The following is a 13,925-nucleotide window of genomic DNA, read 5'->3' as shown; positions in this document are numbered from 1 at the left end:
TTGTTTTTGTTGTTTGATGTCTAGGGTAAGAACAAAGTGAGGTGAGAGATGAAGTTGTTACGCTTCATCGTAGTATATGAAAAATGAAATGTTAGGAGTAATCCTTGCAGGAGGTAAAGGTACACGTTTAGGAAAATTGACACATAATCAAGCTAAACCTGCTGTACCATTTGGTGGACGTTATCGCATTATTGATTTCACTTTAAGTAATTGCGTTAACTCAGGAGTTAAAAATATCGGTGTTATTACCCAGTATCAACCCTTAAATCTAAATGCACATATTGGAAATGGTGCTAGTTGGGGATTAGATGACTTGAATGCGGGAGTAACAATATTACAACCATATTCTAATAATGAAGGTAGCAAGTGGTTTGAAGGTACTGCTCATGCTATCTATCAAAATATTGGTTACATTGATCAAATGGATCCAGAATATATTTTAATTTTATCTGGTGACCACATCTATAAGATGGACTATGAAGCAATGCTTGACCAACATAAAGAAACAGGAGCTTCATTAACAGTTGCTGTTATTGATGTTCCTTGGGATGAAGCATCACGTTTCGGAATTATGAATACTGATGACAATAATCGTATTATTGATTTTGAAGAAAAGCCAGCTGAACCTAAGAGTAATCATGCTTCCATGGGTATTTATATCTTCAACTGGAAGAGATTACGTGAAGTTTTAGTAAATAGCTTTACTCGTAATCAAGATATGGTGGACTTCGGTAAAAATGTTATTCCATATTACCTAAAGAGTGGTGAAAGTGTATTTGCATACAACTTCAAAGGATATTGGAAAGACGTTGGTACTATCGATTCATTATGGCATGCAAACATGGAATTCTTAGATGAAAATAATGAATTAAACTTACAAGATAGAACATGGCGTATCTATTCTAGAAATCCTATTGCACCACCACAAATTATTGCTGAAACAGCTGAAATTAAAGATGCAATGATTGTTGATGGCTCTTATATTGCAGGTAAGGTTGATCATAGTATTTTATCTGCTAATGTAAGAATTCAAACAGGTTCTGTTGTAACAGATTCTGTGATCATGCCAGGTGCAAAGATTGGTAAAAATGTAACTATTCATCGCGCAATTATCGGTGAAGGTGCTGTTATCGGCGATGATGTTGTCATTGATGGTACAGATGAAATTGCAGTTATCGGAAATAAAGAAGTAGTTGGGGTGACAAGTCATGAAGAATAATAAAATGTGTGCAATCTTAGGGAATGAACATGAATATACGGAATTACTACCATTGACCAAAAGAAGAGCATTAGCTACTCTTTACTTTGACTGCAAATACCGTATCATGGATTTTGCTTTATCAAGTATTGTAAATGCTAATATTCGTAACATTTTCTTAGTGGTAAACCAAGCTAAATTAAAATCCTACTTTGACCATTTAGGTGGCGGTAGAGAATGGGGATTAGATAGCATTGGTAGTTATCGCTATATTAACTTTTCTCAAGATTTAGTTCGTCAAAAAGTAGAAGGTCAAAAATATTTTGATGATGTAATTGATTACTTAGAAAAATCACGTTCAACATATACTGTTTTTGTTGGTAATAAGATGTTAAACAGTGTTGATTTGAAAGCTGTTTTGAAGATTCATAAGGCACAAAAGAATGACATGACAGTTGTATTCAAACGTATGCCAAAAGATAAGATTGCTTCTGATGATCAAATTTTAGAAATTGATGATCAAACAAATCGTGTAAAGGGCAATCATAACTTTAGTGAATATCCACATAATTCTGATATTTACAACTTATCAATGAATATCTTCATCATTGAAACTCAAAACTTAATTAACCAACTTCGTAAAGGTCAAAGAATAGGTGCATCTGCTAACTTAGAAGACTTCTTCTTAAGTTTGATTAGTCGTTTAAACTGTGGTACATACGAATACACAGGATACATGTGCAATATCTTTGATGTGAAGAGTTACTATGATGCTAACATGGATATGTTGAATGTCGATCATATGAATTCATTGTTATACAGTAGCCAACACATTATTACTAGAACAAAGAATGAAGTAGCTACTCACTTTACTAAGACTTCCGATGTTAAGAATAGTCAATTTGCAACAGGATGCGTTGTTGAAGGATATGTAAGAAACAGTTTAGTATCACGTAGAACATTTATCTCTGAAAACTCTAAAGTAGAAGACTCAATAATCATGTCTAATGCTCGTATTGGAAAAGATGTAGAAATTAAATATGCAATCTTAGACAAAGATGTTGTAGTTAAATCTGGTGTAAAGATTATCGGAACTCCAGGAAACCCTGTAGTTATTGAAAAGAAGATGAAAGTAACAAGTGATGTTATTCAAGATACACCTAGGGAGGATGTTGAAGACTAATGAAACTTTTATTTGCCGGTAGTGAATGTGCACCTTTCTTTAAAACAGGTGGCTTAGGCGATGTAATGGGGGCATTACCTAAAACAATTGCTAAAACAACTGATAATGACGTAAGAGTGGTACTTCCATTCTTTACAGGAATGGCTGAAGAATACAAGAGCCAACTATCATTTGTAACAAGTTTTTATGTAAAAGTTGGCTGGCGTGATCAATATTGTGGTGTGCTAAAGTTAGAAATGGATAACGTTACTTACTACTTTATTGATAACTTGTATTATTTTGATAGACCAGGCTTGTATGGTTACTATGATGAAGGCGAACGTTGGGCCTTCTTCCAACAAGCAATTATTGAAATGTTAGAAAAAATTGGATTTATTCCAGATATTTTACATGTAAATGATTATCATACAGCATTTATTCCATTCTTATTAAAAGAAAAATACGGATGGATTAATGCATATCAAAACATTAAAACAGTTTTGACAATTCATAACTTACAATTCCAAGGTGAGTATGGCCGTGAAGTATTGGGAGAATTATTTAATTTAGATGCTTCATATTATGATGATGGAACTGTTCGTTTTGATACTGCTGTTAATTTCATGAAGACCGGTATTCTGTATGCTGATAAGGTAAATACAGTTAGTCCAACTTATGCAAGTGAAATTCAAACTGAAGCCTTTGGACAAGGGTTAGATGAAATTTTGAGAATGCATAATTGGAAGTTAAGAGGAATTCTAAACGGTATTGATTACGAAAGAAATAATCCTGCCACAGATAAAAATCTTGTTGCAAATTATTCTGCTAAAAAATTAAAGGGCAAAGTTAAAGATAAGCTAGCTTTGCAAAAGGAATTTGGTTTACCTCAACGTAAAGATGTTCCAGTGATTGCAATGGTTAGTCGTTTAACAGCTCAAAAAGGATTCCAACTAGTTGTTTCAGAAATGCAAAACTTAGTTCAATTTGATGTTCAAGTGATAGTTTTAGGAACTGGCGATGCTAATTTTGAACATGACTTTAGATACTTTGCAGATACTTATCCTGACAAAGTTGGAGCTGCTATTACATTTGATGTTGGATTGGCCCAAAGAATATATGCAGGGGCAGATATGTTCTTAATGCCATCAGCATTTGAACCTTGTGGATTATCACAAATGATTTCAATGCGTTATGGTACATTGCCAATTGTTCATCAAATTGGTGGCTTGCAAGACAGTGTTCAACCATTTAATCCTGTAACTGGTGAAGGAACAGGATTTGGTTTCCACGATTTTTCTGGCTTCTATATGATGCAAGAAATCCAAGAAGCATTACGTTTGTATGCAGAGCCAGTAGCATGGACAAAAGTTGTAAAGCAAGCTATGTCACAAGATTTTAGTTGGGAAACAGCGAGTCAAGAATATCTAAATATGTATAATGAATTAGTCTAATAAGGATAGCTTAGGAAAGAGGGTTAACATGGATTTTAATAAAGAGGTTTTTAAAGAAAAATTCAAAAATCGTTTGGATGAAAAATATGCTTTAGATGTAAAGGATGCAACACCTCAAGAACTTTATTTAACATTAAGTTCAATTGTACGATCAAGTTATAGTCGTTATTGGCGTAAAACTTGGAAGAAGTACATGGAAGATGGTAAAAAGCAAATTTATTATTTCTCTATTGAATTTTTACCAGGTCGCTTATTAATGAGTAATTTACTCAATATGGGTTGGTTAGAAACAGTCAGAGATGCATTGAAAGATTTAGACATCGATTTAGATGAAATTGCGGAAGTAGAAAAAGATATGGCTCTTGGTAATGGGGGATTAGGTCGTTTAGCTTCTGCTTTTATGGATTCTTTAGCTTCTGACGGTCTTCCAGGAAATGGTAATGGTATCCGTTATCGTTATGGATTATTCAAGCAAAAATTTATTGATGGTTATCAAATTGAATTACCTAATGAATGGCTTGATAGTGGTAATCCTTGGGAAATTCGTCGTGAAAGTAAATCTGTGACAGTTAGATTGGGTGGAAAGGTATATCTTGTTGACAGAGGAAGTTACCTTGAACCAGTTTATGAAGGTGCACAATTAATTAAAGCTGTACCGTATGATACTGCCATTGTGGGCTATAAAAATGGCACTGTTAATACAATGAGATTATGGGATGCTGAAATTCCATCTTCAGAAGAAGCCAAATACAGAACTATTGAACAAAGACGTGAAGTTGAAGATTTAGTATCTGTTCTATATCCAGATGACTCTAAGGAATCTGGACGAATTCTTCGATTGAAACAAGAATATTTCTTTGTATCAGCTGGTATCCAAAGTATTGTTCGTCACTTTAAGAAGTACAATAAATCAATGAATAAGATTGGTGAATATATTGGAATTCATATTAATGATACTCATCCAGCTATGAGTGTAGCTGAATTAATGCGTATTTTAGTGGACGAAGAACATATGAGTTGGGATGATGCTTGGAAACAAACTGTTGCTGTAATGAGTTATACAAACCATACAATCATGGCAGAAGCCCTTGAAAAATGGCCTGTTCATATCATGCAACAAGTTCAACCTCGTATTCTACAAATCATTCAAGAAATTGATCGTCGTTTTGTTGAAGAAAAACAAGGTCAATATGCACGTGATATGATCGAACGTACACGTATTATTAAAGATAATCAAGTGAGAATGGCTAACTTATCTATCATTGGTTCTCATAGTACTAATGGTGTAGCTAAGTTGCATACAGAATTACTTAAAGATGATGTGTTGCATGATTTCTATGTAATGTATCCTGAAAGATTTAACAATAAGACAAACGGAATTACAGACCGTCGTTGGTTACAAATTGCTAACCCAGAATTATCTAAAGTTTTAGACAAAGCAATTGGTACAGAATGGCGTCAAGATCCAACTAAGTTACAAAAGTTATTGAAGCATCAAAATGATAATAAAGTTTTGAACCAGATTGCTAATGCTAAGTTGAAGAACAAAGAAAGATTAGCTAAGTTTATCGAAAAAGAAACAGGAATTAAAGTTTCTACAGATGCTATCTTTGATGTTCAAATTAAACGACTACATGCATACAAACGTCAATTATTGAAATTGATGCATATTGTTAAGTTGTATCTAGACATTAAGCAAGGCAAGGTAGCCTCTGATTTCCAGCCAAGAGTATTTATTTTTGGTGCTAAAGCAGCACCTAGTTATTACTATGCAAAAGCCATCATTAAGTGCATTAATGAAGTTGCAAACATGGTAAATAATGACCCTGAAATTGGCGATAAGTTAAAGGTAGTATTCTTGGAAGATTATCGTGTATCTTTAGCAGAAAAGATTATCCCAGCTGCTAATATTAGTGAACAAATTTCTCTTGCTTCTAAAGAAGCTTCTGGAACAAGTAACATGAAGTTAATGCTTAATGGTGCTTTGACTGTAGCTACACTTGATGGTGCTAATATTGAAATTAAAGATTATGTTGGGGAAGATAATATCTTTATCTTTGGTTTGACTAAGGATGAAGTATACGATTACTACAATAATGGTAATTACCATTCATATGATTACTACAATAATCATGAAGAAATTCGTCGTGTATTAAATGCTTTTGTAGATGGAACAATTCCAAATTGCCAAGCTGAAGGTCAAGAAATTTTTGATTCACTTACAAAATACAATGATGAATATTTTGTATTAAGAGATTTCGAAAGTTATGTAAATATCCAAGAAATGGTTGATAGAACTTATGGTAATAAGCGTCATTGGAACCAAATGAGTTTGGTTAATATTGCTTACGGTGGTATGTTCTCTTCTGATGATACTATTAAGCGTTATGCTGAAGATATTTGGAACATTAGTCCATTAAAGGATGAAAAACATGGCACATATTCTTTATAATGCCTGGGATTCTTTATATAAAGAACCTTTTGGAGCTGTAAAAATAGGTCACGAAGTTGTATGGCGGATACAAATTTTTCCAGATGAGAATGAAGAAATTCATTATGTTAATTTAATTCTTACCAAGGATGGAGAAGAAGATGTACCTTATGCTTTAGAAAATTTAAATCATGATGGGTTATATCAAGTAAAGCTCCAAATTGGAACAGCTGGATTATATTTCTATCATTTTGAAATTGAAACTAGCCATGGTAGATCATACTTGGAAAAACGTCAAGGTGGTATGGCTCAACAAGTAAGTAGTCAATCAGATTTGTTGAGATTTCAGTTAACATGTTTTGACGAAGAAGTTCCAAGTCCTAAATGGTATCGCCAAGGTGTAGTTTATCAAATTTTCCCTGATAGATTTGCAAATGGATTGCCTAATGGTGAAGTTCAAGGAAGAAAGCCAAATAGCTTTATTTATGGTACTACTGCTGATAAACCTTATTATATTCGTGATAAAAATAATGAGATTGTACGTTGGGATTTTTATGGTGGTAATTTAAAAGGAATCTTGAAGAAGTTACCATACCTAGAGAAATTAGGTGTAACTACAATTTATCTGAACCCAATCTTTTTATCTCGTAGCAATCATCATTATGATACTGCGGATTTCTTAAAGATTGATCCAATGATAGGAAACGAAGATGATCTGAAAGAATTAATCACTGAGATGCATAAGAAAAATATGCACTTGATTTTAGATGGAGTTTTCAACCATGTGGGCAAAGAGAGTATCTACTTTAATGCCAGTGGGTCGTATGGGAAAAATGTTGGAGCTGCCCAAAGTAAAGAAAGTCCTTATTATTCGTGGTTTGACTTTATTCATTATCCTGATGATTATAAATCTTGGTGGGGTATTAAAGATTTACCGGTGATAGATAAAGATAATCCTGAATATCAGAAGTTTATTTATGGTGATAGTAATAGAAGTGTACTATCCAAGTGGAATAATTTTGGCATTGATGGTTGGCGTTTAGATGTTGCTGACGAGTTACCAATGAATTTCCTTAGAGGAATTAGAAAAAACTTGGACTCACATCATAAGCAAGTAATGATAGGTGAAGTCTGGGAAGATGCTTCGAATAAGATAGCGTATGATGAACGTCGTCAATATACAGTTGGAGATAATTTAACAGGTGTTATGGGTTATCCAACGAGAATCTTTGTAATGGATTTATTAGAGTCTGTAAAGAGTTCACAAGATATTAAGAAATATTGTAATGAATATTTACAGTTACAAGAAAATTATCCAAGGGATTTTTGGCTTAATACTTTGAATAATATTGGAACTCATGATACCCAAAGAATTAAGACTGTTCTGCATAATGATGATGATAAAGTAATTCAATCTTTCAGAATACTATTTAATTTACCTGGTGTTCCATGTATTTATTATGGTGATGAAGTAGGTGTTGAAGGTGATGCTGATCCGGATAACCGTAGATTCTTCCCATGGGGACAAGAGAAGAGTAGTAGAATTATACAAGAAGTAAAAAAACTTGTTGATAGAAGAAAGAAAAATATTTTATTACAAGAAGGTAGTTTGGGATTTGTTATTGCAAGAGGATCACATTGTCCAGCTTTGGCAATAGTTAGATATGATGATCAAGGTAATTCTGTGTATAATTGGTTGAATTTAACTCAATATAAACAGATTATTTCACCAGAGAACTGTGAATACCTTTGTCTACCACAAAATATTCAACAAAAATTCCAACATGAGTTAACTTTGGACTCGTGGGAATATAAAGTTATATAAATAAAAATGTACCAATTTTCAAAAGTTAGTTAAGAACTAACAATGAAGGTTGGTACATTTTTTTGTAAAAAAAAACAGTCTTTTAAAACTAAGACTGGTGAAATAATTGCTAATTTAATTTTTCTAAAGGATAGACACGATCATCTGCTTCATCATAAACACTAATTGGAAGCTGATTAACAGCATCTATACGGAGATGATATCCATAATTATCTAGGAACAATAATTCGCGATTATCTAGACTAACGATCTTACCGGGAAGACGCTTGCCATCGATAAAGATTTCCAAATTATCCGCAACTTCTAAGCGATGACTTCGTTTACTAATTTCATCAGTAAACATCCAAACTCCAAAATAAAATGCAGGAATAGTAATTTTGTTTTTTCTATGTTTCTTCTTAGCGTGAAAAAAATTTTTTATGCCATCTTTTAAGAACCACTTAGACCTAACGAAGTGCCTACGTTCCATCACCACTATCAACTCCTCCAAACTTAAAAACACACTAAATACCTCTTATTACCGACTATTATATACTATTTTTTTGGTTGTGGAATAGAAAAAATAAATAATAACTAAAATGAAATAATTCATTATTTTTGTTACAAACCAGAAACAATAAAACGTTTACAATAAAACGTTTACGTTGTAATATAACAGTAATTTTTGGTATGATAAATGTAATAAATTATATATGGAGGAATTATTATGCTCAGACTAGGAATTATTGGAACAGGATGGATTGCTGACCAATTTGTTGAAGCTGCTCATGCAACAAAAAGATGGCAATTATCAGCTGTTTATTCAAGAAGGATGAAGAGAGCTAAAGAATTTGGAAGCAAGTATTCTGAGGATATTGTATATTTTGATCGATTATCCGATTTTTTCCAAAGTGATAGTTTTGATGTAGTATATATTGCTTCTCCAAATAGTCTTCATTTTGAACAAGCTAAAGCTGCGATAATGGCTGGAAAACATGCAATTGTAGAAAAACCAATTACATCTAATCCACAAGAAATGTCACAATTAATAAAAGTATTAAGAAGACATCCACAACAATTTTTATTTGAAGCAGCTAGACATTATCATGAAGAAAACTTCAAAGCTGTCCAACAGGCTGTACAAGGAATGGAAGAAATTCAAGGTGCAACTTTGACTTACATGAAGTATTCATCAAGATATGATGCCTTCTTGGAAGGTAAGAATCCTAATGTATTTTCACCAGATTTTGCTGGTGGTGCTTTACAAGATTTAGGGGTTTATATGGTGTATGATGCACTAGCATGGTTTGGAGTACCAGATAGTGTAAATTACTATGCTACAAAGCTAAATAATGGAATTGATGGAAAAGGTATTGCAATTTTTAATTACCCACAATTCGAAGTAACTTTGCAATTTGGTAAAACTGCAAACTCATATTTACCTGGTGAAATCTATGGTAAGAAAGAAACAATTGTTATGGATAATGCTGCAGATTTAAATGAAGTTTACATTGTCAATGGCGAAGGTGAAAAGACAATTATTTCAGAGTTAGCAGATAATAATCCAATGTTAGCAGAAGTTATAGATTTTGCTGATGTATTAGAAAATCCAGATAGTCTTGAAGCTAGAGATATTGCGGATGAATGGTTAGCTATGTCAGTTGAAGTTAATAAAGTAATGTATAAATTACGTTACTATGCGAAAATAGAATTTCCAAGTGATTATGAAGAAGAGTAGAAAGGATTAATTTTAATAATGAATCCAAAATTTGAAGAACAATTCCGTCAAGAAGGATTTACTGAACCTACGTTAATTCAAAAATATGTGTATCCAAAATTAGCTGAAGGAAAGAATGTAGTAGGTTTAGCTCCAACTGGTTCCGGTAAGACTTTAGCGTATTCATTACCATTGCTAGAAAAAATATTACCCAAAGATGGAAGTCAATTATTAATCATGGCTCCTTCTCAAGAATTGGCTGCACAGTTAACAAATACGATAAGACCATGGGCTAAATTATTAGACTTAAGTGTTATTGGTTTGTTAGGTGGTGCCAATGTAAAACGACAAATTGAAAAACTAAAGAAGCATCCAGAAGTAGTTATTGGAACTCCAGGTAGATTGTTAAATTTAATAAATCTAAAGAAACTGAAGCTTCATAAAATTGAATCTATTGTTATTGATGAAGCAGATGAGATGTTAGGTGATGAGGATAGCTTAAACGATGTACGCGAAATCGTTAGTCACTGTCCATCTGAAGCACAAATTAGCTTTTTCTCTGCTACTGAAGCGCCTATTCTTTCTGAATTGCATCGTTGGTTTGGTGTTGATGTAGAAAAAATAGATGTTCGAAAAGAAGATAATACACGTGGTGAAGTAACTAACTATATGATAGAAACGCCAACACGTAAACGAACTGAAATATTAAGAAGATTGGGGCATGTTGATGATTTTTATGCTTTAGTTTTCTTTAAACAAACAGCCACTTTACGTGATGTGGCAGAAAAGTTACTTCATATGAAGGTACCAGTAGCTATTTTGTCTAGTGAACAAAGACAAGTAGATAGACAAAAATCATTAAGACAGTTACGTAAAAGAGAAATAAGATTTGTTTTAACAACTGATGTAGCTGCTAGAGGATTAGATTTACCTGATTTACCAGCAGTTGTTAATTATGATTTACCTAAGGATACTAATACTTACATTCATCGCGCAGGAAGAACTGGTCGTATGGGTGCAGATGGTATTGTTGTTAACTTGGGTAATGAACATGATTTGCGTTTATTTAAACAATTAATGTCTGGAACAGATTTTGTGATAGAAAAAGGTATACTATATGCTGGAAAGTTAATTTCAGAATCTGAAAAAGCATTGGTTGCAGTAGAAGATGAAAGGCCTAATAAGAAAGCAACAAAGAAAAAGATTAAAGATAAGAAGCCTACTCGTAAGGAAGAAAAGGCTACAGAAAAGAAGAAGAAAAAGCGCAAGCGTAATTTGAAAAATAAAGGCAAGCGTCATGGACGTAAAAAAGATAAGTAGAGTAGGACGAAGTAAGAGTTAGAGGTGAGCGGATGAAAGCAGTAACGACTTTACATGTTTCAGCTAAATATTTGTTTGAAAGAATTGCTGATAAAACGTTGTATGATATTTTTCAAACAACTGGTCAGGAACTTTCTTTGAATGAATTACAAGGGTATTCGTATTTAACTAAGATTGATATGTATAATGAAGCTCAAATTACAATTACTAGTGTCCTCCCTTACTCAAAGTTTCAGTATATTACTGATACAGCTGATAGTCATGTTACAGAAACCTATAAATTTAAGAGTTTAGCTCAAGATAAAGTAGAAGTTACATTTGAGCAAATAGAAGTTACATCTAATTTTTTGAAAGCTGTAGCTAATAAAGTAACTAATATATCTTTGGGCTGGTTAAAGAAACATAACTTTAAAAAGGTTTTAAAACATCTAGAAACTGGATATTAGTAATATAAATATTTTTAATTTAATGATTATTGACTAAACCAAGTTTAATTTATTATACTATATGGTGTTGTCAATAATTAACAATGCACTCGTAGCTCAGCTGGATAGAGCAACCGCCTCCTAAGCGGTAGGTCATCGGTTCAAATCCGATTGAGTGCATTTTATCGAAGTTATATACCGAGATAGCAAGTTAAACAGTCGGGGGAGCCAATAGGTTTTCCCGGCTTTTTAAGTATTTAAAAATGATTGGAGATTGAGATGAAAGTAAAAAGAAAAATCTTTTGGGGAGCTTTAATAACTCTAGGGATAGTTTATGGTGATATTGGGACTTCACCTTTGTATGTAATGAAAGCTCTAATTATGGATGCTGGAGGATTAAATGGACTAACCGAAGATTACGTAATTGGATGCCTTTCACTGGTTTTTTGGACTTTAATGTTAATGACAACAATAAAGTATGTTTTGATAGCGTTAAGGGCTGATAATCACGGCGAAGGTGGAATTTTTGCCTTGTATGCATTGGTGCGTAACAAGAAAAAGTGGCTGATATTACCGGCGTTACTAGGTGGTGCGGCTTTATTAGCAGATGGAACTTTAACACCTGCTGTTACTGTAACGAGTGCTATTGAAGGTTTAAAGGGTATTTCGATTGGTTCTCAGCCGTGGATAAATACACAGTTAGAAGTTAATCTAGTAACATTTGTAATTCTATTAGTACTATTTTTGATTCAACGATTTGGTACAAGTTTTATTGGTAAAGCTTTTGGACCATTGATGTTGTTATGGTTCTCATTTCTAGCAATTTTTGGAATTGTTAACTTAATTCATGAGCCACTGGTATTGAGGGCTTTGTCACCTCATTATGGATTAATGTTGTTGTTTTCTCCTGCTAATAAAGTAGGAATATTTATTTTAGGAAGTGTCTTCCTGGCAACAACCGGGGCAGAAGCTTTATATTCTGACATGGGTCATGTTGGTAAGAGAAGTATATATTTAACTTGGCCATTTGTTTGTGGGGCATTAGTATTAAATTATTTTGGACAGGGAGCATATTTGATTAAAAATCTTGGTAATTTTAAAACTACTGGTGATATTTTTAATCCGTTTTATGAGATGCTACCTTCCAGTGTCTATTTATTTGGCGTACTAATTTCAACGATTGCTGCAATCATAGCCTCTCAAGCTTTAATTACTGGATCATTCACATTAGTTGAAGAAGCAGTCGGATTGAAATTACTACCTAAAATGAAAGTAGAACATCCTTCTTTATCCAGAGGTCAAATTTATATTCGTACGATAAATTGGTCATTATGTATTTGTACTCTGTTAGTTTTGGCATACTTTAGAACTTCTGAAAGAATGGAAGCAGCTTATGGTTTAGCAATTACAATTACAATGCTTATGACAACTATTTTGTTATCACAATATCTTAAGGATAAAGTAAATGTAGTGTTTAATGGGATTTTCTTAGCTGTTTTCTTGTCAGTTGAATTGATATTCTTAATCTCTAGTTTAACTAAGTTTACACATGGTGGTTACGTAACTCTATTAATCACGCTTCTGATACTATTAATTATGGTAATTTGGTATTTTGGTAATAAATTACGTGATTATCTAAGTGATGAAGAAGAATGGGTATCGTTAAGTGATTATAAAGATGTATTACAGGAACTATCAAATGATGATAGGATTCCACTTTATATCAGTAATTTAGTAATGTTGACTAAAGTAGATAAAAGAACTTATAAAGTTAAAAGAGAAACACTGTATTCAATTTTAGATAAGTCTCCTAAGAAAGCCAAAGTATATTGGTTTGTAACAGTTAATACTACTAGTGATCCATATACAAATTATTATACAGTTGATATGATGGGAACAAGAAACATTGTTAATCTACAACTTTATTTAGGATTTAAAATGGATCATCGCGTAAACCTTTATTTGAGACAAGTAGTTGAAGACTTAATCGAAAATGATATTATCGATGAACAACCTCAAAAGTATACAACTATGCCTGGAAGAAAGATAGGGGATTTCCGCTTTATTATCATTCAAGAACTACTATCTCCAAATACAAGAGTAAGAGGATGGCAACATTTACTTATTTCTGCCAGAATCTTTATTCAAAATCATAGTACTAATCCAATTCAATGGTTTGGACTTGAATTTAGTGAGGTTAAGGTTGAAAAGGTACCATTGCTATTGAAGAAACGAAGAATACCAGCAATGGAACAAAGAATGATTTTGAATCCTAAAGATGTAAAACGTAGTACAAAAGAATAATATAAAAAAGATAGGTTGATAGTTAAATGTTACCTATCTTTTTTATATATGTCTTTAATACAATTTATAGTAGAAAACATAATGTTAAATATTGTATAGTAGATATGAGAATA

Annotated in this window: 10 protein-coding genes and 1 tRNA gene; 10 read left to right on the top strand and 1 reads right to left on the bottom strand. The window is 32.8% G+C overall.

Annotated features, from left to right (window positions below; all coding sequences use genetic code 11):
• Nucleotides 1-76: 76 nt before the first annotated feature.
• From FC55_RS05810 to FC55_RS05790, 5 genes are read left to right on the top strand one after another with little or no spacing between them, the layout of a single operon-like run.
• Nucleotides 77-1,219, top strand: coding sequence for a glucose-1-phosphate adenylyltransferase (locus FC55_RS05810; protein ID WP_004563805.1), 1,143 nt, complete (start codon nt 77-79; stop codon nt 1,217-1,219).
• On the top strand, nt 1,209-2,381 hold the full coding sequence (gene glgD / locus FC55_RS05805) for a glucose-1-phosphate adenylyltransferase subunit GlgD (RefSeq protein ID WP_004563806.1): 1,173 nt from the start codon (nt 1,209-1,211) through the stop codon (nt 2,379-2,381). The genes FC55_RS05810 and glgD overlap by 11 nt, the downstream gene beginning before the upstream one ends.
• Nucleotides 2,381-3,811: a glycogen synthase GlgA gene (gene glgA, locus FC55_RS05800; protein ID WP_004563807.1), complete on the top strand. Its 1,431-nt coding sequence runs from the start codon at nt 2,381-2,383 to the stop codon at nt 3,809-3,811. Before glgD ends, glgA begins: the two co-directional genes overlap by 1 nt.
• A gap of 28 nt (nt 3,812-3,839) precedes the next feature.
• Nucleotides 3,840-6,263, top strand: coding sequence for a glycogen/starch/alpha-glucan phosphorylase (locus FC55_RS05795; RefSeq protein WP_004563808.1), 2,424 nt, complete (start codon nt 3,840-3,842; stop codon nt 6,261-6,263).
• Nucleotides 6,244-8,067, top strand: a complete 1,824-nt coding sequence (locus FC55_RS05790) for a glycoside hydrolase family 13 protein (protein ID WP_035150378.1) — start codon at nt 6,244-6,246, stop codon at nt 8,065-8,067. The genes FC55_RS05795 and FC55_RS05790 overlap by 20 nt, the downstream gene beginning before the upstream one ends.
• Nucleotides 8,068-8,176: 109 nt before the next feature.
• Here the strand turns inward: FC55_RS05790 and FC55_RS05785 are convergent, their stop codons facing one another.
• Complete coding sequence (locus FC55_RS05785; RefSeq protein ID WP_004563810.1) at nt 8,177-8,542, bottom strand: DUF4828 domain-containing protein; 366 nt, start codon at nt 8,540-8,542, stop codon at nt 8,177-8,179.
• Nucleotides 8,543-8,773: 231 nt separating this feature from the next.
• Between FC55_RS05785 and FC55_RS05780 the strand changes: the two genes are divergently transcribed.
• The 5 genes from FC55_RS05780 (at nt 8,774) to FC55_RS05760 (ending at nt 13,812) form a co-directional block, all read left to right on the top strand.
• Nucleotides 8,774-9,784 (top strand): Gfo/Idh/MocA family protein, encoded by a 1,011-nt coding sequence (locus FC55_RS05780; protein ID WP_003703057.1) that lies wholly within the window; start codon nt 8,774-8,776, stop codon nt 9,782-9,784.
• 18 nt (nt 9,785-9,802) lie between these two features.
• Nucleotides 9,803-11,083, top strand: coding sequence for a DEAD/DEAH box helicase (locus FC55_RS05775; RefSeq protein ID WP_004563811.1), 1,281 nt, complete (start codon nt 9,803-9,805; stop codon nt 11,081-11,083).
• 32 nt (nt 11,084-11,115) lie between these two features.
• A complete protein-coding gene (locus tag FC55_RS05770; protein WP_003703086.1) occupies nt 11,116-11,529 on the top strand; it encodes a DUF3284 domain-containing protein in 414 nt (137 codons plus the stop codon).
• An 85-nt stretch (nt 11,530-11,614) separates the two neighbouring features.
• A tRNA-Arg gene (locus tag FC55_RS05765) sits at nt 11,615-11,688 on the top strand.
• A gap of 99 nt (nt 11,689-11,787) precedes the next feature.
• Nucleotides 11,788-13,812 carry a KUP/HAK/KT family potassium transporter gene (locus FC55_RS05760; protein WP_004563812.1) on the top strand — a complete coding sequence of 675 codons (2,025 nt, stop codon included), beginning with the start codon at nt 11,788-11,790 and terminating at the stop codon, nt 13,810-13,812.
• The last annotated feature ends 113 nt before the right edge of the window (nt 13,813-13,925 follow it).

This window comes from Ligilactobacillus salivarius DSM 20555 = ATCC 11741 (genome assembly GCF_001435955.1).
GTDB lineage: Bacteria > Bacillota > Bacilli > Lactobacillales > Lactobacillaceae > Ligilactobacillus > Ligilactobacillus salivarius.
This window is presented reverse-complemented; position numbering and strand designations above follow the sequence as displayed.

Bases quoted from the DNA above. Each gene is read 5' to 3' on its own strand.
- glgD (WP_004563806.1), top strand. From the start codon at position 1,209: ATGAAGAATAATAAAATGTGTGCAATCTTAGGGAATGAACATGAATAT.
- FC55_RS05775 (WP_004563811.1), top strand. From the start codon at position 9,803: ATGAATCCAAAATTTGAAGAACAATTCCGTCAAGAAGGATTTACTGAA.
- FC55_RS05770 (WP_003703086.1), top strand. From the start codon at position 11,116: ATGAAAGCAGTAACGACTTTACATGTTTCAGCTAAATATTTGTTTGAA.
- FC55_RS05790 (WP_035150378.1), top strand. From the start codon at position 6,244: ATGGCACATATTCTTTATAATGCCTGGGATTCTTTATATAAAGAACCT.
- FC55_RS05810 (WP_004563805.1), top strand. From the start codon at position 77: ATGAAAAATGAAATGTTAGGAGTAATCCTTGCAGGAGGTAAAGGTACA.
- FC55_RS05780 (WP_003703057.1), top strand. From the start codon at position 8,774: ATGCTCAGACTAGGAATTATTGGAACAGGATGGATTGCTGACCAATTT.
- FC55_RS05760 (WP_004563812.1), top strand. From the start codon at position 11,788: ATGAAAGTAAAAAGAAAAATCTTTTGGGGAGCTTTAATAACTCTAGGG.
- FC55_RS05795 (WP_004563808.1), top strand. From the start codon at position 3,840: ATGGATTTTAATAAAGAGGTTTTTAAAGAAAAATTCAAAAATCGTTTG.
- glgA (WP_004563807.1), top strand. From the start codon at position 2,381: ATGAAACTTTTATTTGCCGGTAGTGAATGTGCACCTTTCTTTAAAACA.